Source organism: Rhizobacter sp. P3_C12, from assembly GCF_056402735.1.
The window spans coordinates 1-26,015 of record NZ_JBFUGW010000042.1; the positions used below are offsets into that span (position 1 = coordinate 1).

The following is a 26,015-nucleotide window of genomic DNA, read 5'->3' on the forward strand; positions in this document are numbered from 1 at the left end:
GCTGTCGATGAACGGCTCGGCGGTGCGGGTGCTGTTCGCGTCGCCGGCGCGCGAGGCCGATGCGTCGGCGGTGGGCGGTGTCGGCTTCACGCTGTGCGAGGAGATCGCGCGCGAGATGCAGGGCGGGCTGTGGCGCATGGATGCGCCGGCGGGGGAGCTGCGGGTGGCGCTGGAGTTGCCGGCGGAGCGGTAAGCACCATCCTCTCTTATGCTGTATTTGCTATATATATCTTGGGTAAATCTTACGAAGCTTGTATTTTTCACTGCATAGCTTCAGAATCATCCCAAGTATTTATATAGCAAATACAGCACATGAACAGCCTTCACGCACTCGGCCGAGAAGTCGCCCTGCTGCGTCAGCGCCAGGGGCTGACGCAAAAGCAGCTGGCGCAACTGAGCGGGTTGGGGCAATCCACGCTGGCCCGCTTCGAGACCGGTGGCGTTGCCGAGTTCGGCTCGCGCAAGCTGCTGCGCCTGCTCGAGGTGCTCGGGCACGAGCTGAGCTTCAGTCCGGCGAATCGCCACTTCACGCTCGACGATGCGCTGGCCGAGCGGCAGCAGCAGGCATCGGCTGCAAGCACGCCACGCCGTGATGCCTCATGAAGCTGCACATCCACGTCCACGACCGCCCCGTGGCCACGCTGGAATCCCCCGACGGGTTCAAGCACGTGATGGCCTACCACCCGGACGCCGCCCCGGAGCAGTTCGTCTCGCTGCTGATGCCGGTGCGCACCGAGTCCTATGCCTACCCCGAACTGCATCCGCTGTTCCGGATGAACCTGCCTGAAGGTTTCCTGCTCTCGATCCTGCAGGAGCAACTGGGGCCCCATGTGGGCGCATCGCCGCTGAACCTGCTCTCCGTCGTCGGACGCAATGCGATCGGCCGGGTCAAGGCCGCGGCGCCGGGCGCCGATCCCAGCCAGCCGCCCGTTCCCTTCGACCTGGCGGGCATCCTCCGCGGCGACAACTCGGAGGAAGCCTTCGTCGAACTCGTGCGACGCCATGCCGCCTCGGGCGTCTCGGGTGTCGTGCCCAAGTTCCTCTCGCCCGATCCGCTGGGTGAGCACCGCAAGGGAACGCTGACCACCGAGCGGCACATCATCAAGGGCACGACGGCTCGCCTGCCGGGCGTTGCGCTCAACGAACACCTGTGCATGGAGGTCTCGCGCCAGGCCGGCTTCCCGACCGCCGCCACGGAAGTCTCCGACGACGGGCAGGCGCTGGTCGTGCATCGCTTCGACATCGAAGCAGACGGCACGACCCGCAAAGGCATGGAAGACCTGTGCAGCCTGCTGTTGCTGCGGCCCGAGCAGAAATACGAATCCACCTGGGAGCGTGTCGTCGGGCGCATCAAGAACGTCGTGCCGCAAGCGGCGCGGCAGAACGAAGCGCTCTCGCGGCTGGCCGACATGCTGCTGCTGACCTATGCGCTGCGCAACGCCGATTGCCACACGAAGAACATCGCCCTGCTCTACGGCGATCGCGATGACATCTCGCTGGCACCTGTCTACGACATGCTGACCACCACGGTCTACGACGATTACCGGAACAACCCGCCGGGGATGCCGGTCGACCGGCGCAGCGCCTGGACGCCGGGCAAGGTGCTGGAGCGCTTCCTGCAGACACGCTGCAACGTCATGCCGGCACAGACGCTCCAGCGGGTCGAGCGCATCTGCGAAAGCATCGTCCAGGTCACGCCGCAGGTCATCGGCGCAGCCCGCCGGCACGCTCACTTCCAGGAAACGGGCAAGCGCATGCTGCACGCCTGGAACGACGGCATGAACAGCCTGCGTCTGCAGAAGAGCTGGAGCCTGCCGTCGCTCGGACCTGCGATCGCGGCCGCCCGGTTCTCCGCCGTCCGGCCGGCGGCGCCCGCCAAGCCCGAGAAGATCGGCCGCTCGGCGCTGCTCGGCAAGCGTTGATCCCGCTGCGTCGTTCAGCGACTGAGGCTCCGATAGATCGCCATCACGTTCTGCACATACGCCTGCGTCTCCGGGTACGGCGGGATCTCCCGCCCGTACTTCATCACCGCGCCCTCGCCGGCGTTGTATGCCGCGACCGCCAGTTCCGGCTGGCCCTCGAACATGTTCAGCAGCAGGCGCAGGTAGCGCGTGCCGGTGCGCAGGTTGGCCTCGGGCTCGAACAGGTTGCGCTCGGCATCGGCCAGGCCCATGCGCGACGCGGTCGCCGGCATCACCTGCATCAGGCCGATCGCGCCCTTCGGCGACACCGCGTTCGGATTGAAGCGCGACTCCACGTGCACGATCGCGCGCAGCAGGTTCACATCGGTGCCGAAGGAGCGCGCCACCGCCGCGATGATCGGGTCGTACGCGGTGATCCGCTCGGCCGACGGCACGCCCGCCGAGATCGCCACCGCCGACGGCGGCAACAGCATCAGGCTGCCGCCGCGGCGCTGCACCTCGGCGGCCAACGCCGCATCGGACAGCCCGAGGATCGAGGCCACGTCCTGCGGTGTGAGCGGCCGAGCCTGTGGATTCAGGGCCTGCACCGGCGGCAGCACCGGCACGCATTGCACGCCACCCTCGGCGATCAGCCGAGCGCTCTGGTAGCGGTTGCCGAAGGGATCGGTGCAGTCGAAGGCCGCGCCGGCGTGCGAGGCCATGCCCGCCATCAGCGCGCCGATCGACGCACGCAAGCCATGCGAACTCATGGTGGGCTCAGTACGCCGCAGCCATGTGGTCCGCGCGGCCACGGCGCGCCAGCGTCTCGGTCGGCGTCTCGCGGAAGTATTTGCGGTACGAGGTGACCAGCGTCGAGCGGTTGCGGATGCCCCAGCGCGCCGCGGTCTCGATCACGCTGTGGCCCGGGGCGTCGTCGCGCAGCAGGTCGGCGCGGATGCGCTCGACGCGGCAGCGCTGCATCACCTCGCCCGGCGTCATGCCCAGGTGGTTCTTGAAGGCCCACTGCAGCGCCCGCTCGGTCACGCCCATGTCGTCGGCGATCTCGCGCACGCTCAGCTCGGCGCAGTCCAGGTGCTCCAGCAGGTAGCGGTAGGCACGGCGGTACTTCGCCGGCAGCCGCATCTCGATGTCGTCCTTCACCGCCACCGGCGCCGCCGTGCCCGGCCGCGCGGCACGGTCGTCGAACGCCGATTCGGTGCGCACGCACTGCATCGACTCCAACGCATAGCGCTGGTAGTGGCGCATCGATTCGTCGACCCGGCCCGACAGCGCGCACACCTTGGCCAGGCAGTACGACAGCTCCATGCGCCAGCGCTGGCGGCCACCCATCTCGGCCTCGCGCGATTGCAGCGGCTCGAGCGTGGCGCGGGCCAGCTCGGCCTGGCGTTGCGTGATCGCGACCAGCGCGGTGTCCAGGCGCGCCTGGCGCTCGAGCGTCGCCAAGCCCAGCGTGCGCAGCCCGGCGATGTGCTCCGGCAGCGCGGCCTGCGCGCGGGCATCGCCGCCGCCGGCCATCACCAGGTCGCGCAGCTGGCGCAGCCGGCGCGCCACCAGCGCGAAGCGGCCGTAGGCGCTCATGCACTGGTCGATCGCCGACACCGGCTGCAGCTGGGCCGAGGCCGGCATGCGGTCGACCATCGGCGATTGCCAGAACACGTGGTCGCGCAGGTCGTCGTGGGCGCGGATCTCGCTTTGCGCGAGCAGCTCGACGCGCACCAGGCTCACCATCATCGCGAGCTGGGCCGAATCGTCGTCGCGGGCGATCTCGCTCGCCTCGTCGAGCGCCTGCATCGCGCGCTCCTTCTGGCCGAGGCCGTGGCGGGCCATCGCCATCGCGCACATCGCCTCCACCTTCTGCGCCGGCGTCGCGGCCTCGTCGACGGCCATGCGGCCGAAGCAGGCCGCGGCCGTGCCGTAGCGGTGCTGGTACAGGCTCAGGAAACCGGTGCCGCGGCACGACACCACGCGCACCGTGCCGCGCTGCGCGCCGCCGGCCAGCTTGACGGCCAGCCGGTAGGTTTCCTCGGCCTCTTCGGCGCGGTCCAGCGACAGCATCAGGTCGCCGCACAGCTGGGCCAGCTCGCTCAGCATGTCGTCGCCCAGGTGAGCCGGGCGGTCGCCCAGCAGCTCTTCGGCCTTCGAGACGGCTTCCTGGACGCGGCCTTCGAGCACCGGCGACATCAGGGCCTGGACATGTTCGTGGCGGGCCAGGACGGTGAGGACTTGAATCTGCATGGCGATCTCTCCTTTGGGTGCAAGGTCCGATGCAGGACCCGATGCAGCTCAGTCTCGTCATCGCACGAAAAAACAAGCTCATGAACTCTCAGTCACGCCTGTCGCCTCAAAAACGAGAACGGGCGGCGGACCGATTCGCACACTTGCGAAAACGGTTCCAGGCGAGCCCGAGCCTGACGCGAGGCTGACGCCGAAGCAGCCCGCCCGGGCCGCATCGGACCCGTTCCTGTCGCGTGATGCGCAAGCGTGATCCGTTTCACGAAAGTCCAGGTGTACCTGGCCTCGGATCGGCCGATTCTCAATCTTGAGAGCGTCTGCATCGGCTGAGGCCTGCGAGCGGGGTGGATGTCTCACGAACCCACTTGAATCCTCAGGACGAACAATGAAAAAGATCTGGCGCCGCGGGATGCCTTTCTCGCCCGAAGTGGCCCCGCTGGTGTCGCGCATGCCCGCGGTGGACGAATACCGCGAGTCGCTGCTGCGGCTGCAAGGGGTGTGGGACAGCCTGTCGATGCTCGGCCAGATGAGCGGCACGCTGCCCGACATCGGCGCGACGCGCGCGGCCTTCCAGTCGCTGTCGGAAGACCTGCTCGACAGCCTCGGCCGCACGCTGCTCGCCAACGTCGCGCAGCGCATGCGCAGCCAGGCGCAGGTGGCGATCGACATCCTGGTGCGCAACCTGTTCGAGCGCACCGCCGACATCGGCTTCCTGAGCACCGATTCGCAGTTGCGCGAGGTGCTGCGTGCGAGCCTGGGCGCCGACGGGGTCGACGCCGCCGCACTGCGCGCGCTGCAGGCCCGCTTCGCCGAGTACGCGGCCAAGTACACCGTGTATGACGACGTGATCGCGCTGGCACCGGACGGCCGCGTGCTGGCACGGCTCGACGATTCGATCGAGGTCCGCCCCGGCAGCTGCGAGCCCTGGCTCGCGCAGGCGCTGCAGGGCGGCCCGTATGTCGAGCACTTCGGCCCGTCCGCGCTGATGGGCGGCCGGCGCGCGCTGCTGTACGCGGCGGCGATCCGCGTCGACGAGCGCATCGAGGGCGTGCTGTGCCTGTCGTTCCGCTTCGACGACGAGATGCGCGCGATCTTCGCGCAGCTGCTGGAGCCGCGCGACCGCAGCGTGATCGTGCTGACCGATGGCGCCGATGCGGTGCTGGCCTCGTCCGACCCGTGGCAGGTGCCGGTCGGCGCGCCGCTGCCGCCGGCGACCTCCACGGCAGCCCACCCGCTCACCCGCTTCGCCGGACGCGAGTACCTGATGGTGCATGCCGCCGCGAGCGGCTACGAAGGCTACAGCGGCCCCGGCTGGTCGGCACGTGCGCTGGTGCCGGTGGACCAGGCCTTCGACACCGCCGAGCTGCAGGAGGGCCTGCATGACACCACGGCCGACGACGACCTGCTCGCCCGCCTCGACACCCGCGAGCTGTTCGGCGAGGCGCTGCGCACCATCCCCGCGCAGGCCCGCCACATCCAGCGCGACCTCTCGCGCGTGCTGTGGAACGGCCGCCTGCGGCCGGCCGGCGAAGGCACCTCGAACGCCTTCGCCGCAACGCTGCTGCGCGAGGTCGGCCAGACCGGCGAGCGCATCCGCCAGGTGTTCGAGCAGGCGATCTCGAACCTGCATCGCTCGACGCTGAACGCGGTGTTCGACGAGGCGCGCCACCATGCGCGGCTCGCGATCGACATCGTCGACCGCAACCTCTACGAGCGCGCGAACGACTGCCGCTGGTGGGCGCTCGACGGCGTGCTGCGCGGCGTGCTGTCGCAGCCGGCGGGTGAACGCGACGCCCAGCGTGCCGCCGCGGTGCTGCAGCGCATCAACGGGCTCTACACGGTGTACGCGCTGCTGGTGCTGTTCGACACCGACGGGCGCATCGTCGCGGTGTCGGACCCGGCCGAGCAGTCGCGTTGCGGCAGCGTGCTCGACGCGCCGTGGGTGCGCGAGACGCTGGCGCTGCGCGATCCGCAGCAGCATGTCGAATCGGCGCATGCGGCGAGCGATCTGTATGGCGGGCGGCCGACCTTCGTGCACGGCGCGGCGCTGCGGGCCCACAACGGAGCGAACGACGGCACCGCAGCGGTGGTGGGCGGCATCGCGATCGTCTTCGACGGCGCGCCGCAGTTCGCCGCGATGCTGCGCGATGCGCTGCCGCTCGATGCGCAGGGCGAGCCCTCGCACGGCGCGGCGGCGCTGCTGCTGACGCGTGCCGGCGCGGTGGTCGCGAGCAGCGATCCGGCGCGCTGGCCGGTCGGCAGCGACTGGGCGGTGCTCACCGATTGGCGCTCGCTCGCGCGGGGCGCGTCGGCCAGCGCCGTGATCCACCTCGACGGCATCGCCTGCAGTGCCGGCTGCAGCGTCTCGGGCGGCTACCGCGAGTACCACGCCGGCGGCAGCATCGGCCCGGGCGACCTGCTGTCGGTGGCGCTGCTGAAGCTGGGCGCAGTGCAGGCGCAGGCGCCGGCCGCGCCGGTGGTGTTCGACAACGCCGCCACGCCGCCGCGCGGCAAGGAGCCGGTGGTGTCGATCGCCAGCTTCCTGTGCGGCGGCCAGTGGCTGGGTGTGCCGTCGGCGACCGCGCTGCAGGCCTTGCAGCAACCGCGCATCGCCGCGCTGCCGAATGCGCCGGCGCATCTGCCGGGCATGCTGGAGTTCGAAGGCCGGCTGCTGCCGGTGGTCGACCTGGGCGTGCTGCGCGGCACCGGCCCGGCGACCGATCCGCAGGCGCCGCTGGTGGTGGCCCAGGGGTCGGGCGGGCAGCGCTTCGCGATGCGGGTGGACGCGCTCGGGCCGGTGTTCGAGGTCGCCAGCGCCCGCGTGCAATCGCTCGCGCGGCCGGGCGGCCAGCAGGAGCGACTGGTCAGCAGCCACCAGCGCATGCTGATCCTGATGGACGTCGACGGGCTGGTCGCGCAGGCCGGCATCGCGGCGCTGGCGGTCGCCGAGGTCAGCGAGGTCGCGCTGGCCTGAGTTCCGTGCGAGCGTCCCGGATTGGCATCCGGGCTACAAGACTCGTAGCCCGGGTGCCAACCCGGGGATCGACCTTCACTTGGGCCCCATGCTCTCCTTCACCAGCGCACCCAGTGCCCGCACCTGGTAGTCGTTCGCGAGGCGCCGCACCCGCTCGGCGAACGGCCGGTAGCGCGCATCGGCCTGCGCCAGCCGCTGCGCTTCGTCGCAGATCGCCGCCATGTTGCCGGCCAGCGTCAGCCGGTGCAGTTCCTGCAGCTCCTGCGCATCCGGGATCGACTCCGGCGCCAGCGGTTCGCCGGGCGCCGGAGTCGACCCCGCCGTGTCGTCGTCCTCGCGGTAGATCCAGGTCAGCTCCAGCAGCTCGCCGATCTGGCGCAGCAGGCTCTCGCGGCGCACCGGCTTGGCCTCGAAGCCGTTGCCGCCCGAAGCGACCCACTTCTGCCGGTCCTCGGCCGACACGCTGGCCGAGATCGCGATGATCGGCACGGCCTTCAGCCCCGCGTCCTCGCGGATGCGCCGCGTCGCCTGCAGCCCGTCCATCACCGGCATCATCATGTCCATCAGGATCAGGTCCGGCTTCTTCGCCTGCGCCCGCACGACCGCCGCCTGGCCGTTGTCGGCCTCGTCGATCTGGAAGCCGAGCAGGCGCAGCAGCCAGGCCAGCATCTCGCGGTTCTCGGCGATGTCGTCGACGATCAGCACGCTGCGCGGCGCACCGGCATAGCCGACCGCCGTGCGTTCGACCCGCGCGGTGCCCGCCCCCGTCTCCAGCACCGGCAGCGCCAGTTCGAACCAGAACACGCTGCCCTGCTCGGGCACGCTGCGCACCAGGATGTCGCCGCCCATCAGCCGCACCAGCTGCCGGCTGATCGACAGCCCGAGGCCGCTGCCGGCCACGCGGCGCGTCGCATCGTGCACCTGCGCGAACGGGTGGAAGAGCCGCTGCATCTGAGCGGCGTCCATGCCGATGCCCGAATCGCAGACCTCGAAGCGCAGTTGCGCCCGGCCCGGCTCGACCTCCAGCAGGTGGACGACCAGCTGCACCTGCCCGCGGTCGCTGAACTTGACCGCGTTGCCGAGCAGGTTCAGCAGCACCTGGCGCAGCCCAGGTCGCCGATCATGCCGAGGAAGCTGGCCAGGTGGATCGGCGCCTCGATGAGGTCGAGCTTGCCGGCCTCGATCTTCGCGATGTCGAGGATGTCGTTGATCAGCATCAGCAGGTGCTCGCCGCTGCTCTGGATGGTCTTCAGGCCGGCCGCCTGCTGCTCGTCGAGCGTGTCGTCCAGCCGCAGGATCTGCGTGTAGCCGAGGATGCCGTTCAGCGGCGTGCGCAGCTCGTGGCTCATGTTGGCGAGGAACATGCTCTGCGCGCGCCGCGCCGCGATGGCGGCATCGCGGGCCGCGGTGAGCTGCTGCTCGGCGGCGCGCCGCAGCGTCGCGTCGCGCACCACCAGCACGCGCAGCGCGCCGCCGTCGTCGTGCACGGCCATCCGGCTCACCGACACCTCGGCCGGAAAGAGCCGCTCGTCGCGGCGCTGCCCGATCGCGCTGCGCGGCACGGCCTGCTCCACCTCGAGCGGCGGGTCGAAATCCGACAGCAGCTCGCCGACCGTCAGCCCGTCCAGCTGCGCCGCCGTCCACCCGAACATGCGCTCGCCGGCCGGGTTGAGCTGCAGCACGCGGTCGCCGCGCACGACGAGGATGCCGTCGGCGGTGTGGTCGATGATCGTCGCCAGCCGCTGCTGCTCGATCTCGAGCGAGGCGCGGGTGCGCGCCAGCTGCCGCCGGTCCTCCAGGAAACGCTCGACCGCGCGCGCCATGCCGCCGATCTCGTCCTCGCCCTGCACCGGCACGGCCACCGGCTGGTTCGCCGGGCCCGCCTCGGCAGCGTCGCTGCGCAGGTGGCGGCTCACCTCCTGCAGGCGCCCGATCACGTGCTGCCCGAGGAACACCCGCGCCACCGCGATGGCGGCCAGCATGCTGCCGATGAACAGCGCGAAGATCCAGCGCTGGTGGCGCTCGGACGCATCGACCACCTGCTGCACCGCCTCGCGGTAGGCATCGGCCGAGGCCGTCGACCAGGTGCCCGCCGCCGCGCCCATCGCCTGCGACTGGCGGCCCATCTCGTCGCGCAGGCCGGTGATCACGCGCTGCTGCTCGATCAGCCTGCGGCGCATCGCGAGCAGCTCGCGCACGTCGGCGGCCACCTCCGGCTGCAACGCCGGCATGCGGTGGTGCAGCGCCTCCAGCTCGTCGAGCTGCGTCGCGCTGCGCAGCTGGTACAGCAGCGAGACCAGCGGCAGCCGGTCGCGGCCGTACTGCGCCTCGAGGCGGCCGATCCGGTCGTTCATCCGCGCCATGAAGCGCAGCTCGGTGCCCAGCGAATCCTCGCGCAGCTGCGTCGCCACGTGGGCCGAGTTGCGCAGCACCTGGCCGGCCTGGTGCAGGTCGAGCACGACCAGGTCGCCGCTGGTGGTGCTGATCTCGGTCACCACCGCGTCGAACTTCTGCAGGTGCTGGGTCATCTGCGCGTAGAGGCGGTGCAGTTCGGCGGCCGAGCTGGCGGTGATCAGCTGCGAGGCGTCGAGCGCGATGGTCGCCGTCTCGGCCACCAGGTCCTGCGCGAGGCGCACGCGCAGCAGACGCGTCTCGGCCAGCTGCCGCGACGCGAGCGCGAGCTCGCGCACCGAATAGAGCGCGATGCCGCCGCCCGACACGAAGATCAGCGCCAGCCCGGCCAGCGCCAGCGCGAACTGCCGGCGCAGCGAATGGGGCAGCAGGCGGCGCAGCTTCACGGTCACGGGCGGGCGGGCCGCCGTGCTCAGCGCTTCCAGATCCGCCGGTAGGCGTCGCGGTAGCCGTTGTCCGGGTCGTAGAGCGGCCGTTGCCCGCCGCAGGCGATGTTGTCGGCAGTGACGAGCCGCGGCGGCCCGACGAAGCCGCTCGTCGCCGCGCGCGCGAACAGGCGGTTCAGTTCGTCGATCGTCTGCCAGCCCTGCTGGTTCAGCGGATCGGCGGCCGTCGCGGTCTGGAAGGATTTCGCCGCGATGCGCAGGAAGGCCGACGAACTGCCGTCGCCGCCGGAGATCAGCCGCACGCCATCGGCCCCCTGCTGCGCGGTGATCAGCGTCGGCACCATGTGGTCGAAGTAGATGTCGTTGGGCGCCAGCGCATGCGTCCAGCGCCTGCCGTGGCGCTTCAGCAGCTCGGCGGTGACGCCGGCCATGCGGGCCCCGGTCTCCTCCATGCCGATGTCCATCATCTCGAGCACCTGGCACTCCTTGCAGGCGCGGATCACCTCGGCCATCGCATTCGACTTGGTCATCGCCATCTGCAGCTTCGAGTCGGTGAAGATCACGACGCCGGCCCGGCCACCGGACTCCAGGATCGCCTTCGAGGCGGCCATGCGGGCCACCAGCAGCGGATCGCTGGTCACGTTGGTGCGCACCGGCGTGCCGGCGATCGGGCCGGGCCACGGGTTGGCATGCCAGCTGACGAGCACGATGCCGCGCCGCTCGAACGGCGTCAGGTCGTACGGGCCGTAGCCCTTGGTCGCCGAGCCTTCGAGCGTGAGCCCGCCCATCAGCGCGATGCCGTCGGGGCCGAAGGCCATCACGTCCTGCATCACCTTGTCGCGCTTGGCGACGATGCCACCGAGGTCGAAGACCTTGACGTTCCAGCCGATCACCGCGGCCGCCTCGCGCAGGCCGAGCGAGGCGGCCAGCACGCCGCCGTTGCGCAGGTCCTCGATCACCAGCGCGATCGTCTTGCCGGGCACGGCGGGCGGTCCGGCGTCGACACGCGGCTCGCTGCCACAGCGGATGGCGAGGTCGACCACCGCCTTCGCCTCGGCCACGGCCTGGCCCTGCGACAGGCCCGGTTTCGGCGACTGGCCCCACGCCATGCTGCCGGCGCACAGCACGAGGGCCGCCGCCAATGCCCTCAGAACGCCTCGGCCGCAGCGGGCCGGGCCGGGCAGGCTCGGATGGGACATGACGCACCTCCTGACAAGGATGGCCTGCGCACATCGCGCATCGSCCTCTTCCTTATCGGTCGTGCGGCGGTCCGCTGCAACAGGGTCTGTCCGAAGGTCAAATGTCCCTGTCGGTCCCGCCGATCGCCGCCGTCAGTCGTCGCGCTCCAGGCGCTTGCCCATGCTCATCGCGTCATCTTCCGCGAACCCGAGGCTCTCGTAGAACGCGATCACCGCGGTGTTGCCACGGCGGATCTGCAGGTTGATCTTCGGGCAGCCGCGCTCGCGCAGCTTCAGCTCGGCCCAGTCCATCAGCGCGCGGCCGAGGCCGCCGCGCTGCAGCTGGGGCGTGACGGCCAGGTAGTTGATCCAGCCGCGGTGGCCCTCGTAGCCGGCCATCACGCTGCCGACCAGTTCACCATCGCTCTCGGCCACGGCGAACAGCTCGGGCTGCTCGGCGAACTTGCGGGCGATGTCCTTGGCCGGGTCGTTCCACGGCCGCGTCAGCCCGCACGCCTGCCACAGCGCGATCAGCGCCGCCTCGTCTTCACGACGGCACAACCGCACCTGCCACATGCCTACAGCTTGCCGGCGACCCAGCCCTGCACCGAGGCCAGCGCCTGCGGCAGCTGCGACGCGTCGGTGCCGCCGGCCATCGCCATGTCGGCCTTGCCGCCGCCCTTGCCGCCGACCTGCTGCGCGACGAAGTTGACCAGCTCGCCGGCCTTGAGCTTGCCGACGCTGTCGGCGGTGACGCCGGCGGCCAGCTGCACCTTGTCGCCGTCGACCGCCGCCAGCACGATGACCGCGGTCTTCAGCTTGTCCTTCAGCTTGCCCAGCGTCTCGCGCAGCGTCTTCGCGTCGGCGCCTTCCAGGCGCGCGGCCAGCACCTTCAGGCCCTTCACGTCGACCGCCTGGCCGACCAGTTCATCGCCCTGCGACGACGCGAGCTTGCCCTTCACGGTGCCGAGCTCCTTCTCCAGCGCGCGCACCTGCTCCAGCACCTGCGCCAGGCGCTGCGGCACCTCGGTGGGCGCGGCCTTCAGCGTCGCGGCCAGCTGGTGCACCGTGCCTTCGAGCGCCTGCAGGTAGGTCAGCGCGTTCGCGCCGGTCACCGCCTCGATGCGGCGCACGCCGGCCGCCACGCCGCTCTCGGCCACCACCTTGAAGAGGCCGATGTCACCGGTGCGGTGCACGTGCGTGCCGCCGCACAGCTCGCGGCTGCTGCCGATGTCGAGCACGCGCACGGTCTCGCCGTACTTCTCGCCGAACAGCATCATCGCGCCGGTCTTCTGGGCCGATTCGATGTCCATCACGCGCGCCTGGGTGGCCGCGTTGGCGAGGATCTCGGCATTGACGCGGCGCTCGATCTCGGCGATCTGCTGCGGCGTGACGGGGGCGTTGTGCGCGAAGTCGAAGCGCGTCTTCTCGGCATCGACCAGCGAGCCCTTCTGCTGCACGTGCGTGCCCAGCACCTCGCGCAGCGCCTTGTGCATCAGGTGGGTGGCGCTGTGGTTGCGCACGGTGGCGGCGCGCAGGTCGCCGTCGACGCGGGCGGTGACGGTGTCGCCCACCGACAGCTTGCCCTGGCTCATCACGCCGTGGTGGCCGAACACGTCGGCCTTGATCTTCTGGGTGTCCTGCACGCCGAACAGCGTGCCCTCGGCACTCAGCGAGCCCTGGTCGCCGACCTGGCCGCCGCTCTCGGCGTAGAACGGCGTCACGCTCAGCACGACGATGCCGGTCTGGCCTTCGAGCAGCTGCTGCACCGGGCTGCCTTCTTGATAGAGCGCAGCGACGACCGCCTTCTCTTCGAGGTGCTCGTAGCCGGTGAATGCATGGCCGGCGCCGGTGTACTCGACCGCGCGCGCCATCTTGAACTTGCCCGCCGCGCGGCCGGCCGCCTTCTGCTGCTCCATCGCCGCACCGAAGCCGACCTCGTCGACCTCCACGCCGCGCTCGCGGCAGACGTCCTGCGTCAGGTCGAGCGGAAAGCCGTAGGTGTCGTGCAGCTTGAAGGCGACATCGCCCGGCAGCGTCTTCTGGCCGCCGGCCAGCGCCGCGTCGAGGATCTCCATGCCGTTGGCCAGCGTCTCGAAGAAGCGCACTTCCTCGGCCTTCAGCGTGTCGGTGATGTGCTGCTGGTCGGCGGCGAGCTTCGGGTAGGCCGCGCCCATCTCGCTGACCAGGTCGGCCACCAGCTTGTGGAAGAACGGCTTCTTCTGGCCGAGCTTGTAGCCGTGGCGGATGCCGCGGCGGATGATGCGGCGCTGCACGTAGCCGCGGCCCTCGTTGCTCGGGATCACGCCGTCGCTGACCAGGAAGGCGGTCGCGCGGATGTGGTCGGCGATCACGCGCAGGCTCTTGTTCGACAGGTCCTTCTCGCCGGTCTCGCGGGACGCGGCGCGGATCAGGCGGTCGAACAGGTCGATCTCGTAGTTGCTGTGCACGTGCTGCAGGATCGCGGCCAGGCGCTCCAGGCCCATGCCGGTGTCGACGCAGGGGGCCGGCAGCTTCTTGATGCTGCCGTCGGGCTGCATGTCGAACTGCATGAACACGTTGTTCCAGATCTCGATGTAGCGGTCGCCATCGGCATCGGGCGAGCCGGGCGGGCCGCCGGCGATGCCGGGGCCGTGGTCGTAGAAGATCTCCGAGCAGGGGCCGCAGGGGCCGGTGTCGGCCATCATCCAGAAGTTGTCGGAGGCGTACTTCGCGCCTTTGTTGTCGCCGATGCGCACCACGCGCTCGGGCGGCAGGCCGATCACCTTGGTCCAGATGTCGTAGGCCTCGTCGTCGTCGATGTAGACGGTGGCCCACAGCTTGTCGGCCGGCAGCTTGTAGACCTGGGTGAGCAGCTCCCAGGCCCAGGTGAGCGCGTCGTGCTTGAAGTAGTCGCCGAAGCTCCAGTTGCCCAGCATCTCGAAGAAGGTGTGGTGGCGCGCGGTGTAGCCGACGTTCTCGAGGTCGTTGTGCTTGCCGCCGGCGCGCAGGCACGCCTGGACGGAGGCGGCGCGCACGTAGGGGCGCTTGTCGCTGCCGAGGAACACGTCCTTGAACTGCACCATGCCCGAGTTGGTGAACATCAGCGTCGGGTCGTTGGCCGGCACCAGCGGGCTGGAGGCGACCACCGTGTGCCCCTTCGATTCGAAGAATTTCAGGAAGGTGGTGCGGATCTCGGAGGCTTTCATCCGGTTCTTTCTATGGGCAGTCTCGGCGGAACCGTCGATTATAGGAAAGGACCGTTCGGTCGTAGCGTGCGCGGCAAAGGCGCGTGCGGGGAGGCTGTGGCTCGCCGGCCGGTGCGGTCATCGCCCCTGGGGGGCGATGACTCCCCTCCACTGACTGATTTCATGGCCCGTCGCCCAAACTCCCGCCACTCGCTTCGCTCGTTGTGGTCAAACAGTGGGCGACAGTCAGTTCACGAAGCGTGCTGCGCACGCGGGCCATGAAATCAGCCAGCTCCGGCGCCCCGTCCCTATTGGCGCTCCACAGCCTCCCCGCACGCGCCTTTGGGCACCACCGCTCTTTGGGTGAGGTGACAAGCGAACAAGTGAAGGTTGATGCCCGGGTGTCACCCGGGTTTGTTCTTGGCACGCATCKAGCCACCGGTTCGGCAAAGGCGCGGGCGGGGGGTGTGGGGAGCGCCAATCAGGACGGTGCGCCGGAGCTGTGCAGTTTGATGGCCCGCGCGCGCCAGCGCGCTTCGTGCACTGACTGTCGCCGACTGTTTGACCACAACGAACGAAGTGAGTGGAGGGAGTTTCGGCGACGGGCCTTCAAACTGCGCAGCGCAGGGGAGTCATCGCCCCGCCAGGGGCGATGACCGCACCGGCCGGCGAGCCCCACACCCCCCGCCCGCGCCTTTGCGCGCGCAAAACTGCGCAAGCTCTGCAAGGAGGGGCACCTATGCAGCTTCCTGCAGCCGGATCTGCGCCGCGAGGAAGCGATACAAGCGCTCGTCGTCACTGAAGGCCACGTTGAAGCGCAGCCAGCCGGTGGGCCGCGGCTCGACCAGGAACAGCTGCCCCGGCCCGAGCATGATGCCGTCTCCCACCGCCTGCTGCGACAGCTCGGCGCCGTCGGGCAGGTCGGGGTGGCGCGCCCACAGGTACATGCCCGCCTTCGGCTCGCCGAACAGTTCGAACCCCAGCCCGGTGAGCCGCTGCGCGACCCGGCCGTGCGCATCCGCCAGCCGGTCGCGCACCGACTTCAGGTGCTTGCGCCAGCGCCCTTCGGTCAGCGCACCGAAAGCCAGCCGCTCGGTGATGTCCGACGAGGTCAGGCCCGATACCATCTTCAGCTGCGCCAGCTCGTCCAGCAGGTCGGGCCGCGCGACGACGTAGCCGACCCGGATGTTCGGCGAGATCGTCTTCGAGAAACTGCCGACGTAGACCACGCGGCGCAGCTGGTCGAGGCTGGCGAGCGACGGCCGCAGTTCCGGGTCCATGTCGGCGCAGATGTCGTTCTCGACCAGGGTCAGGTCGTTCGCCTCGGCCAGCTGCAGCAGCCGGTAGGCCTGCGCCAGCGGCGTCACCGAGCCGGTCGGGCTTTGCAGCCGCGGCTGCGTGAAGAAGACCTTCGGCCGGTGCTCGGCCAGCAGCGCCTCCAGCGCCTGCAGGTCGTAGCCGGCCGGCGTGCGCGGCACGCCGATCAGCCGCGCCCCCAGGAAGCGCAGCATGAACATCAGGTTGGGGTAGCCGGGATCGTCCACCAGCACCGGATCGCCCGGCTTCAACAGGCGGCGCGCCACCAGGTCGAGTGCCTGGCTGGAGCCCTGGGTCAGCAGCACCTGCTCGGCGCCGACCGCGATCTGGTGCTCGGCCAGCGATTCGGCCACCAGGATGCGCAGCGCCATGTGGCCGTGCGGCAGCCCGTAGCCGCCCAGTTCGGCGCCATCGGCCGCCATCTGGCGCAAGCTGCGCCGCACGCCGTCCTCGAACAGCCAGTCGTGCGGCAGCCAGCCGCAGCCGGGCTTCAGCGGCAGGTTGCGGTTCTCGAAGATCTGCTTCAGGTACCACTGCGCATTGAAGCGCAGGTCGGCCACCGGCCTGGGCACCGGGATCGCCGCCGGCACATCGGTGGCGCGGCGCTTGACGAAGAAGCCGGCGTTGGCCCGCGAGGTCAGCCAGCCCTGCGCCACCAGCCGGTCGTAGGCCTCGACCACGGTGAACACGCTGACGCCGTGCGACGCCGCGAAGCCCCGGATCGACGGCAGCTTGGCACCGGGCTTGAGCGACTGGTCCGCAATCAGGCGGCGAAAGCCGTCGACGATCTGGCCGACCAGCGGCATCGGGGAGTTCGGGTTCAGCGTGAACATCGGTGGCAGCTAGGCGTTACTTCATCGTGCGTGGCGCACCGTATAGGGGCTTGCATGTACAGGCACCCGGCCCTGCACAGTACACCGAATCGCCGCGCCGTCTGTACATGGCGGCCCGCGTTCGCGATGCCTACAGTCCGCCGATCGCATTTTCCGCCAACCCGAGTGAAGCCATGCAACGCGAAGCCCACCTGACCAATGCCGCCCTGATGGCCCGCCGCCAGGCCGCGATCGCCCGCGGCGTCGGGCAGGCGCACCCCATCTTCGTCAGCCGCGGCCGCAATGCCGAGGTCTGGGACGTCGAAGGCCGGCGCTACATCGACTTCGCCGGCGGCATCGCGGTGCTGAACACCGGCCACTGCCACCCGGACGTGATCGCCGCCGTCAAGGCGCAGCTCGACCAGTACACGCACACCTGCTTCCAGGTGCTGGCCTACGAGCCCTACGTCGAGCTGGCCGAGCGGCTGAACGCGCTGGCACCCGGTGCGTTCGAGAAGAAATCGCTGTTCCTGACCACCGGCGCCGAGGCGGTCGAGAACGCCGTCAAGATCGCGCGCTCGTTCACCCGCCGCCCGGGGGTCATCGCCTTCACCGGCGGCTACCACGGCCGCACCATGCTGACGCTCGGCCTGACCGGCAAGGTCGCGCCCTACAAGACCGGCTTCGGGCCGTTCCCGGGCGAGACCTTCCACGCGCTGTTCCCGAATGCGCTGCACGGCATCAGCGTCGACGACGCGCTGCGGTCGATCGAGACGATCTTCAAGAACGACATCGAGCCCGAGCGGGTGGCCGCCTTCATCGTCGAGCCGGTGCAGGGCGAAGGCGGCTTCCACGTCGCACCGCACGCGTTCATCGCCCGGCTGAAGGCGCTGGCCGAGCGCCACGGCATCCTGCTGATCGCCGACGAGGTGCAGACCGGCGCCGGACGCACCGGCACCTGGTTCGCGAGCGCGCAGTGGCCGGTGGCGCCGGACCTGATCACCACCGCCAAGTCGATGGCCGGCGGCTTTCCGATCGCCGGCGTGGTCGGCCGCGCCGACGTGATGGACGCGCCCGGCCCCGGCGGGCTGGGCGGCACCTATGCCGGCTCGCCGATCGGCTGCGCCGCGGCGCTGGCGGTGCTGAAGGTGTTCGACGACGAGCAGCTGCTCGAGCGCAGCCGGCAGCTGGGCGTTCGCCTGGTGGCCGGGTTGACGCGCATCGCGCGCGAGGTGCCGCAGGTGCGCGACGTGCGCGGGCTGGGCGCCATGGTGGCGATCGAGTTGTTCGACGGCGGCGACCTGGCCAGGCCGGCGGCCGAGCTGACGCGGCAGGTGGTGGCCGAGGCGGCCCGGCGCGGGCTCATACTGCTGTCTTGCGGCACGCATGGCAACGTGATCCGCGTGCTGGTGCCGCTGACGGCCGAGGACACGCTGGTCGACGAAGGCCTGCAGCTGCTGGCCGACAGTTTCGCCGCTCTGCGTTGAACGAGGTGCGCATGCCCGTGTTGTCCGAGCCCTCCCCCGTCCCTGCCGCGGTCGCGGCAACGGCCGAGCCGCTGGTGCGCTTCCGCGGCGTGCAGAAGACCTATGACGGCAGCCACCTGGTGGTGCGCCAGCTCGACCTGGACATCCGCCGCGGCGAGTTCCTGACGCTGCTCGGGCCGTCGGGCTCGGGCAAGACGACGACGCTGATGATGCTGGCCGGCTTCGAATCGCCGACCGCCGGCGACATCCTGCTGGACGGCAAGCCGATCACGCGCACGCCGCCGCACAAGCGGCACTTCGGCATGGTGTTCCAGAACTACGCGCTGTTCCCGCACCTGACGGTCGGGCAGAACGTGGCCTACCCGCTGACGGTGCGCGGCGTGTCGCGCGACGAGCAGGCACGGCGCGTCGCGAAGGCGCTCGACATGGTGCGGCTGAACGGCCTGGCCGACCGCGCGCCGGCCCGGCTGTCGGGCGGCCAGCAGCAGCGCGTCGCGCTGGCGCGCGCGCTGGTGTTCGAGCCGCAGCTGGTGCTGATGGACGAGCCGCTGGGCGCGCTCGACAAGCAGCTGCGCGAGCACATGCAGATCGAGCTGAAGGAGTTGCACCGCCAGCTCGGCGTCACCTTCGTCTACGTGACCCACGACCAGGGCGAGGCGCTGACGATGAGCGACCGCGTCGCCGTCTTCAACGACGGCGCGGTGCAGATGCTGGCCCCGGTGGAGGCGATGTACGAGGCGCCGGCCAACCGCTTCGTCGCCGGGTTCATCGGCGACAGCACGGTCGTCAAGGGCACGCTGCGCGCGACCCACGCCGATGCCGGCGACGACCGCTGCGGCATGGCGCTGGCCGACGGGCGCGTGCTGACGGGCGTCAACGTCAACGGCGCGGCGGCCGGCGCGGCGGTCGAGGCCTGCATCCGGCCCGAGCGCATCCTGCTGCACGCGCAGGCGCCGGCCGGGCGCGGCAACCTGCTGCAGGCCCGCGTGGCCAGCGTCATCTACTTCGGCGACCACCTGCGGCTGCTGTGCACGCTCGGCGACGGCCAGGCGGCCGCCACCGTGAAGCTGCCGCTGTCGGGCGGCCTCGCGCCGCAGGCCGGCGACGCCGTCTGGCTGGAACTGCCGCCGGAGCACACCCGGATCTACCTCGTCTGATTCCCCACCCCCAAGCACCCCACGAAGGACCCACGTCATGAAGAAGAGCATCCTGAGCATCGCGCTGGTCGCCGGCTTTTCGCTGCCGGCCCTCGCGCAGCAGATCACCGTCGTCAACTTCGGCGGCGCGAACGCCAACGCGCAGAAGAAGGCCTACTACGAGCCGTTCGAGAAGACCGGCACCAAGGTCGTGCCGGTGGAGTACAACGGCGAGCAGGCCAAGATCAAGGCCATGGTCGAGACGAAGAAGGTGACCTGGGACGTGGTCGAGGTCGAGTCGCCCGACGTGGCGCGCGGCTGCGACGAAGGCCTGTTCGAGAAGCTCGACTACAGCAAGCTGGGCGGCAAGGCCGACCTGCTGCCGGCGGCCGTCAGCGACTGCGGCATCGGCATCTTCGTCTGGTCGACGGTGATGGCCTACAACGGCGACAAGCTGAAGGGCACGCCGGCCACCTGGGCCGATTTCTGGGACCTGAAGAAATTCCCCGGCAAGCGCGGCATGCGCAAGGGCGCGCGCTACAACCTCGAGTTCGCGCTGATGGCCGACGGCGTCAAGTCGGCCGACGTGTACAAGGTGCTGGCGACCAAGGACGGCGCCGAGCGCGCGTTCAAGAAGCTGACCGAGCTGAAGCCGAGCATCCAGTGGTGGGAGGCCGGTGCGCAGCCGCCGCAGTTCCTGGTGGCGGGCGACGTGGCGCTGACGACGGTCTACAACGGCCGCATCGATGCCGCCAACCGCGAAGGCAAGAACCTGAAGATCACCTGGACCGGCGGCATCTACGACCTGGATTACTGGGTGATCCCGAAGGGCACGCCGAACAAGGAAGCGGCGCTGAAGTTCATCGCGTTCGCCAGCACCCCGGACGCGCAGGCCGAGTACGCGAAGAACATCGCCTACGGCCCGACCAACACCAAGGCGCTGGCCAAGCTGGACGCCAAGGTGCTGGGCAACCTGCCGACCTCGCCGGCGAACTCGAAGGACGCGCTGCAGTTCAACCTGAAGTTCTGGGCCGACCAGGGCGAGGAGCTCGAGAAGCGCTTCGCGTCGTGGGCGGCACAGTAAGGGCCCCATGACGATCGCCCTGCGCCGCCAGCTCGCGCGTGCCGATCGCAGGCGCAAGCTGCGGGCGTTCTCGCTGACGCTGCCGCTGCTGGTCTTCCTGCTGCTGACCTTCCTGGTGCCGATCGCCGCGCTGCTCAAGCGCGCGGTCGAGAACCCGGAGGTCGCGACCGCGCTGCCACGCACCGTGGCCGCCCTGGGTGCGTGGGATCGCCAGTCGGTGCCGGCGCCCGAGGCCTTCGCGGCGCTGGTCGCCGACCTCGGCACCCTGCCCGACAGCTCGGACGCCGGGGCCGTGGCCCGGCGGCTCAACAGCGACGCGGCAGGCGCCCGCTCGCTGCTGATGGGCACCTACCGCGCCTTGCCGCTGGAAGGCGCCGCCGACCCCACGCAGGTCAAGGCGAAACTGCTGGCGCTCGACGAGCGCTGGTCCGAGCCGCGCTACTGGCAGGCGATCGCGAAGAACGGCTCGCGCTGGACGCCCGACTACCTGCTGGCCGCCGTCGACCTGCGGCGCGATGCCGCCGGCCAGGTCGAGCGCATGCCCGAGGACCAGCGCGCCTTCGCGCGCATCCTCGGTCGCACCTTCGCGATCAGCGCGGTCGTCACGCTGTGCTGCCTGCTGCTCGGCTACCCGCTCGCGTGGTGGCTGTCGACGCTGCCGGTGCGCCAGGCCAACGTGCTGATGATCCTGGTGCTTGTGCCGTTCTGGACCTCGATCCTGGTGCGCGTGGCCGCCTGGATCGTGCTGCTGCAATCGCAAGGGCTGGTGAACCGCAGCCTGATGGGCCTGGGCCTGGTCGACGAGCCGCTGCCGCTGCTGTTCAACCGGCTGGGCGTGGTCATCGCGATGACGCACATCCTGCTGCCCTTCATGATCCTGCCGCTGTACAGCGTGATGAAGAGCGTGCCGCCGACCTACGTGCGCGCGGCGGTGTCGCTGGGCAGCCCGCCGCTGGCCGCCTTCTTCCGCGTCTACGTGCCGCAGACCTTCCCGGGCATCGGCGCCGGTGCGCTGCTGGTGTTCATCCTGGCCATCGGCTACTACGTGACGCCGGCGCTGCTGGGCGGCGCGGACGACCAGATGCTGAGCTACTACATCGCGCAGTACACCAACGTGAACATCAACTGGGGCATGGCCTGCGGGCTGGGGGCATTGCTGCTGTCGGCGACGCTGGTTCTCTATGCCGTGTACCGTCGCATCGTCAAGTCTGAACTGAGCCTCGGATGAAGCTGCCTGCCCTGCCGGTGTTCCCGGCCTACGCAACACCGCTCGACAAGGCCGGCTGGTGGGCCGTGCGCATCGGCTGCGTCGGCGTGCTGGCCTTCCTGCTGCTGCCGATCCTGGTGATCATGCCGCTGTCGTTCAGCGACAGCTCCTTCCTGGCCTACCCGATCCCGGGCTGGTCGCTGAAGTGGTACCAGAACCTCTTCACGTCGCCCGAATGGGCGCGCGCCGCGAAGAACAGCTTCATCGTCGCGCCGGCCGCCACCGTCATCGCCACCGTGCTGGGCACGCTGGCCGCGGTGGGCCTGGCGCGCACCGACTTCCCGTTCAAGGGCCTGCTGATGAGCCTGCTGATCGCGCCGATGGTGGTGCCGATCGTCGTGGTCGGCGTCAGCACCTACCTGTTCTTCGCCAAGGCCGGGCTGGCCGACAGCTACACCGCGCTGATCATCGTGCACGCCGCGCTGGGCGCGCCCTTCGTGCTGACCACCGTGCTGGCCACGCTGCAGGGCTTCAACAACAACCTGGTGCGGGCCAGCCTGAGCCTCGGCGAGAGCCCGCTGCGCACCTTCTTCCGCATCACGCTGCCGGTGATCGCGCCGGGCGTGATCTCGGGCGCGCTGTTCGCGTTCGCGACCTCGTTCGACGAGGTGGTGGTGACGCTGTTCCTCGCCGGGCCGGAACAGGTGACGCTGCCGCGGCAGATGTTCACCGGCATCCGCGAGAACATCACGCCGACGATCGCGGCGGTGGCGACGCTGCTGATCCTGTTCACGACCAGCCTGCTGCTGGTGCTGGAATGGCTGCGGGGGCGCAAGCGATGAAGGACCTGAACCAGCCGCTGGGCGGCAACGCGATGCCGCGCTTCGCCGGGCTCGCGACGATGATGCGGCTGCCGGCCRCCACGTCGGCGCAGGGGCTGGACGCCGCCTTCATCGGCGTGCCGCTGGACATCGGCACCTCCAACCGCGCGGGTGCGCGCTTCGGGCCGCGGCAGATCCGCGCCGAGTCGGCGCTGCTGCGGCCCTACAACATGGCGACCGGGGCCGCGCCCTTCGATGCCTTGCAGGTGGCGGACCTGGGCGACGTGCCCATCAACACCTATTCACTGGACAAGTCGCTGCCGCTGATCAGCGCGTTCTACGACGCGGTGCTGGCGGCCGGCTGCAAGCCGCTGACGCTGGGCGGCGACCACACGATCGCGCTGCCGATCCTGCGCGCGGTCGCGAAGCGCCACGGCCCGGTGGCACTGGTGCACGTGGATGCGCATGCCGACGTCAACGACGAGATGTTCGGCGAGCGGGTCGCGCACGGCACGCCGTTCCGCCGCGCGGTCGAGGAAGGCCTGCTGCAATGCGACCGGGTCTGGCAGATCGGCCTGCGCGGCACCGGCTACGCGGCCGACGACTTCGACTGGCCGCGTGCGCAGGGCTTCACCGTCGTGCAGGCGCACGAGGTGTGGTACCAGTCGCTCGCGCCGCTGATGGCGCAGGTGCGCGAGCGCATCGGGACTGCGCATCCCGTCTACATCAGCTTCGACATCGACGGCATCGACCCGTCGTTTGCCGGCGGCACCGGCACGCCCGAGATCGGCGGCCTGACGGTGCCGCAGGCACTGGAGATCATCCGCGGCTGCCACGGGCTGAACGTGGTCGGCGGCGACCTGGTGGAGGTGGCACCGCCCTACGACACGTCCGGCAACACCGCGCTGCTGGGCGCCAACCTCCTGTACGAAATGCTGTGCGTGCTGCCGGGTGTGCCGCGCCGTTGAACCGATGAAGGGACCGAGACGATGGACATGAAGACCTCTCCGCTGGCGACATTGAAGGACCCGGGCCTGCTGAAGACCGACGCGCTGATCGGCGGCGAATGGGTGGCCGGCAGCGCGCGCTTCGACGTGAACGACCCGGCGACCAGCCTGAAGCTCGTGGACGTGGCCAACCTGGGCGCGGCCGAGACGCAGGCCGCCGTGGCCGCCGCGAACCAGGCCTGGCCGGCCTGGCGCGGCAAGACCGCGAAGGAGCGCTCGGCGATCCTGATGAAGTGGTTCCAGCTGCTGATGGCGAACGCCGACGACCTGGCGCGCATCATGACGGCCGAGCAGGGCAAGCCGCTCGCCGAGGCGAAGGGCGAGGTCGGCTACGGCGCCAGCTTCATCGAGTGGTTCGCCGAGGAATCGCGCCGCGTCTACGGCGAGACCATCCCGACCACCGACAACGGCAAGCGCTACCTGGTGATCAAGCAGCCGGTGGGCGTGTGCGCGGCGATCACGCCGTGGAATTTCCCGATCGCGATGATCACGCGCAAGGTCGCGCCGGCGCTGGCCGCCGGCTGCCCGGTGGTGATCAAGCCGGCCGAGCAGACGCCGCTGTCGGCGCTGGCCGTGGCCGAGCTGGCGCAGCGCGCCGGCATGCCGCCGGGCGTGCTGAACGTCATCACCGCCGACGGCGCCAACTCCATCGCGGTCGGCAAGGTGCTGTGCGAGAGCGATCGGGTGCGCCACCTGTCGTTCACCGGCTCGACCGAGGTCGGCCGCATCCTGATGAAGCAGTGCGCGCCGACGATCAAGAAGCTGTCGCTGGAGCTGGGCGGCAATGCGCCGTTCATCGTGTTCGACGATGCCGACCTGGACAGCGCGGTCGAGGGCGCGCTCGCCAGCAAGTACCGCAATGCCGGCCAGACCTGCGTCTGCGCGAACCGGCTGTACGTTCAGGACGGCGTGTACGACGCCTTCGTCGCGAAACTCGCCGAGAAGACGAAGACGATCAAGGTGGGCAACGGCTTCGAGGCCGGCGTGACGCAGGGGCCGATGATCGACGACGCGGCGATCGAGAAGATCGAACGCCACGTGGCCGACGCGACCGCGAAGGGCGCGACGCTGGTGACCGGCGGGCACCGCTTCGGCACGCGCTTCTTCGAGCCGACGGTGCTGTCGGGCGCCACCAGCGAGATGCTGTGCGCGCGCGAGGAGACCTTCGGCCCGGTGGCGCCGGTGTTCCGCTTCAGCACCGAGGCCGACGCGATCGCGATGGCCAACGCCACCGAGTTCGGCCTCGCGAGCTACTTCTACAGCCGCGACATCGGCCGCATCTTCCGCGTCGGCGAGGCCCTGGAGTACGGCATGGTGGGCATCAACACCGGGCTGATCTCGACGGCCGAGGTGCCGTTCGGCGGCGTCAAGCAGTCGGGCCTCGGGCGCGAGGGGTCGCACCACGGGATCGACGACTATGTCGAGGTGAAGTACCTGTGCCTGGGGGACATTCAGAAGTAGAGCGGCCAGAAGCAGTCAATCGTTCGCCGCCCCCTGCGGCTCGTAGGCGGTCGCCAGCGCCGCGGCAGCCGCATGCCGCAGCAGGTCGTCGGGCTGCTGCCCGTCCTGCGGGTACTGCGCGACGCCGACGTGCGCCGTCACGCCCACCGTGATGCCGGCCACGTTGAACGGATCGCGCAGCATGCGCACCAGCTTGTCGACGACGCGCTGCGCATCGGCCGGCGATTCGGTCGACGGCAGCAGCACCGCGAAAACATCGGCCCCGAGCGAGGCCACCACGTCGCTCGAGCGCACGCCGCCGCGCAGCCGCACCGCGACCTTGCGGCGCACGACGTTGGCCGACTCCGGCCCGTGCGCGCCTTCGATGCCCTGGAACCCGTCCATGCGGAACACCAGCAGGCTGACCGGTGCCGGCTCGCGCTCGCGCAGCGCCAGCACCTGGCTCAGGTGCTCGATCAGCTGCGCGCGGTTCGGCAGGCCGGTCATCAGGTCGGTGGCGTAGGCCTTGCGCGCCTCGCGCTCGATAGCCTTGCGCCCGGCGGCCAGCCGCAGCCGCTGCGCGAGCGAGCCGAGGTCGGCGTGGAACACGATGTCCTGCACGCCGGCCTCGATCAGGCGCTGCGCCTGCGCATCGCCCATCGCCGGTGCCAGCACCACCAGCGCCGCATCGGCCGCGGCCACCGCGAGTGCGGGCCAGCCGAGCACCACCTCGGCGGCATCGGCGCCGAGCGCCAGCACGATCACCTCGGAATGCGCGTCGCGCGCCTCGCTGCAGTCGAGGCCGGTGGCCGTGCGCAGGTCGAAGCCGGTACCCAGGCGGCTTTGCAGCGCGGCCGAGCCGACATCGGCGTCGGGCGGCTGGGCATCGATCCACAGTACGCGGCAAGGGGCCTGGTTCATCGCGAGTCGCCTCCGGACTTCGTTGAGCCGCAGTTTAGCGAGCGGGATCGTGTCCTGGTGCAGGTTCGTCGCGGCGTCGCGGGCGCCGGAATGCCGCGCCGCGGCCACCGCGGCAGCCCGCGTGGCCACGCGGTCGAGCAGCGAGACCATGCGGGCGTCGCCGGCCGCCTCGACGAAATGGTCCGCCCACACGATGAGGTGGCCCGATTCGGTGCTGATGTCGATCGGCGACGTGTCCCGCGCGTCGTCGAGGTCGGTCTCGGCGGGCGACATCGAGAGCAAGGCGTCGTCGGCGTCGGTGACCTCGCCGGGCAGCGCCGCGGCGATCGTCAGCAGGCCGTCCTCGCTGAGCTCCAGCAGCATGCGGATGCCGCCCTCCAGCAGGAGTTCGCAGGCCCGGGCCTCCCCGGGCGCGAGCATGTCCAGGCCCAGCCGCTCCAGCAACCGCACGTCTTCACCGCACTGCGTCATCAGGTCACCTTTCATCACCGCCGTGGATGGCAGCAACGGGG

20 protein-coding genes are annotated in these 26,015 nt (G+C 70.2%); 11 read left to right on the top strand and 9 right to left on the bottom strand.

Going from position 1 to position 26,015, the window contains the following annotated elements; genetic code table 11:
• The 3 genes from AC1DXV_RS09495 to AC1DXV_RS09505 form a co-directional block, all read left to right on the top strand.
• Nucleotides 1-193 (top strand): ATP-binding protein (locus tag AC1DXV_RS09495; RefSeq protein WP_477933338.1); only part of this gene is annotated, 193 nt, incomplete at its 5' end.
• Between the two features lie 119 nt (nucleotides 194-312).
• On the top strand, nucleotides 313-603 hold the full coding sequence (locus AC1DXV_RS09500) for a helix-turn-helix domain-containing protein (RefSeq protein ID WP_477871307.1): 291 nt from the start codon (nucleotides 313-315) through the stop codon (nucleotides 601-603).
• Entirely contained in the window at nucleotides 600-1,922 is a 1,323-nt protein-coding gene (locus AC1DXV_RS09505) for a type II toxin-antitoxin system HipA family toxin (RefSeq protein ID WP_477871309.1), read from the top strand. Before AC1DXV_RS09500 ends, AC1DXV_RS09505 begins: the two co-directional genes overlap by 4 nt.
• A 14-nt stretch (nucleotides 1,923-1,936) precedes the next feature.
• On the opposite strand, the gene AC1DXV_RS09510 is transcribed toward AC1DXV_RS09505, so the two are convergent.
• Nucleotides 1,937-2,671 carry a lytic transglycosylase domain-containing protein gene (locus AC1DXV_RS09510; protein ID WP_477933340.1) on the bottom strand — a complete coding sequence of 245 codons (735 nt, stop codon included), beginning with the start codon at nucleotides 2,669-2,671 and terminating at the stop codon, nucleotides 1,937-1,939.
• Nucleotides 2,672-2,678: 7 nt separating this feature from the next.
• The gene (locus AC1DXV_RS09515) at nucleotides 2,679-4,157 is read right to left on the bottom strand and encodes a helix-turn-helix transcriptional regulator (RefSeq protein WP_477871525.1); all 1,479 of its coding nucleotides are present in this window, start codon (nucleotides 4,155-4,157) and stop codon (nucleotides 2,679-2,681) included.
• 382 nt (nucleotides 4,158-4,539) lie between these two features.
• Between AC1DXV_RS09515 and AC1DXV_RS09520 the strand changes: the two genes are divergently transcribed.
• The gene (locus tag AC1DXV_RS09520; RefSeq protein WP_477933342.1) at nucleotides 4,540-7,128 is read left to right on the top strand and encodes a chemotaxis protein CheW; all 2,589 of its coding nucleotides are present in this window, start codon (nucleotides 4,540-4,542) and stop codon (nucleotides 7,126-7,128) included.
• Nucleotides 7,129-7,203: 75 nt separating this feature from the next.
• Here AC1DXV_RS09520 and AC1DXV_RS09525 read toward each other — a convergent pair whose 3' ends face one another.
• The 6 genes from AC1DXV_RS09525 to AC1DXV_RS09550 form a co-directional block, all read right to left on the bottom strand.
• On the bottom strand, nucleotides 7,204-8,226 hold the full coding sequence (locus AC1DXV_RS09525) for an ATP-binding protein (RefSeq protein WP_477933344.1): 1,023 nt from the start codon (nucleotides 8,224-8,226) through the stop codon (nucleotides 7,204-7,206).
• The gene (locus tag AC1DXV_RS09530) at nucleotides 8,217-9,926 is read right to left on the bottom strand and encodes a histidine kinase dimerization/phospho-acceptor domain-containing protein (protein WP_477933346.1); all 1,710 of its coding nucleotides are present in this window, start codon (nucleotides 9,924-9,926) and stop codon (nucleotides 8,217-8,219) included. Before AC1DXV_RS09530 ends, AC1DXV_RS09525 begins: the two co-directional genes overlap by 10 nt.
• Before the next feature lie 26 nt (nucleotides 9,927-9,952).
• The gene (locus AC1DXV_RS09535; RefSeq protein WP_477933348.1) at nucleotides 9,953-11,125 is read right to left on the bottom strand and encodes a substrate-binding domain-containing protein; all 1,173 of its coding nucleotides are present in this window, start codon (nucleotides 11,123-11,125) and stop codon (nucleotides 9,953-9,955) included.
• 132 nt (nucleotides 11,126-11,257) lie between these two features.
• The gene (locus AC1DXV_RS09540; RefSeq protein WP_477871819.1) at nucleotides 11,258-11,680 is read right to left on the bottom strand and encodes a GNAT family acetyltransferase; all 423 of its coding nucleotides are present in this window, start codon (nucleotides 11,678-11,680) and stop codon (nucleotides 11,258-11,260) included.
• 2 nt (nucleotides 11,681-11,682) lie between these two features.
• Nucleotides 11,683-14,292, bottom strand: coding sequence for an alanine--tRNA ligase (alaS, locus tag AC1DXV_RS09545; protein ID WP_477933350.1), 2,610 nt, complete (start codon nucleotides 14,290-14,292; stop codon nucleotides 11,683-11,685).
• A 716-nt stretch (nucleotides 14,293-15,008) separates the two neighbouring features.
• Nucleotides 15,009-16,421 carry an aminotransferase-like domain-containing protein gene (locus tag AC1DXV_RS09550; RefSeq protein ID WP_477872904.1) on the bottom strand — a complete coding sequence of 471 codons (1,413 nt, stop codon included), beginning with the start codon at nucleotides 16,419-16,421 and terminating at the stop codon, nucleotides 15,009-15,011.
• Between the two features lie 173 nt (nucleotides 16,422-16,594).
• Between AC1DXV_RS09550 and gabT the strand changes: the two genes are divergently transcribed.
• From gabT to AC1DXV_RS09585, 7 genes are read left to right on the top strand one after another with little or no spacing between them, the layout of a single operon-like run.
• A complete protein-coding gene (gene gabT / locus AC1DXV_RS09555; protein WP_477933352.1) occupies nucleotides 16,595-17,887 on the top strand; it encodes a 4-aminobutyrate--2-oxoglutarate transaminase in 1,293 nt (430 codons plus the stop codon).
• Nucleotides 17,888-17,898: 11 nt separating this feature from the next.
• Nucleotides 17,899-19,044: an ABC transporter ATP-binding protein gene (locus AC1DXV_RS09560; protein WP_477933354.1), complete on the top strand. Its 1,146-nt coding sequence runs from the start codon at nucleotides 17,899-17,901 to the stop codon at nucleotides 19,042-19,044.
• A gap of 37 nt (nucleotides 19,045-19,081) precedes the next feature.
• Nucleotides 19,082-20,107 (top strand): ABC transporter substrate-binding protein, encoded by a 1,026-nt coding sequence (locus AC1DXV_RS09565; protein ID WP_477871271.1) that lies wholly within the window; start codon nucleotides 19,082-19,084, stop codon nucleotides 20,105-20,107.
• Nucleotides 20,108-20,114: 7 nt separating this feature from the next.
• Entirely contained in the window at nucleotides 20,115-21,335 is a 1,221-nt protein-coding gene (locus AC1DXV_RS09570; RefSeq protein ID WP_477933356.1) for an ABC transporter permease, read from the top strand.
• Entirely contained in the window at nucleotides 21,332-22,156 is an 825-nt protein-coding gene (locus tag AC1DXV_RS09575; protein ID WP_477933358.1) for an ABC transporter permease, read from the top strand. The genes AC1DXV_RS09570 and AC1DXV_RS09575 overlap by 4 nt, the downstream gene beginning before the upstream one ends.
• On the top strand, nucleotides 22,153-23,103 hold the full coding sequence (speB, locus tag AC1DXV_RS09580) for an agmatinase (protein ID WP_477933360.1): 951 nt from the start codon (nucleotides 22,153-22,155) through the stop codon (nucleotides 23,101-23,103). The genes AC1DXV_RS09575 and speB overlap by 4 nt, the downstream gene beginning before the upstream one ends.
• A gap of 21 nt (nucleotides 23,104-23,124) precedes the next feature.
• A complete protein-coding gene (locus tag AC1DXV_RS09585; RefSeq protein WP_477933362.1) occupies nucleotides 23,125-24,603 on the top strand; it encodes an NAD-dependent succinate-semialdehyde dehydrogenase in 1,479 nt (492 codons plus the stop codon).
• 15 nt (nucleotides 24,604-24,618) lie between these two features.
• Here the strand turns inward: AC1DXV_RS09585 and AC1DXV_RS09590 are convergent, their stop codons facing one another.
• Nucleotides 24,619-25,974, bottom strand: coding sequence for a diguanylate cyclase domain-containing protein (locus AC1DXV_RS09590; protein WP_477865994.1), 1,356 nt, complete (start codon nucleotides 25,972-25,974; stop codon nucleotides 24,619-24,621).
• Nucleotides 25,975-26,015 lie beyond the last annotated feature (41 nt).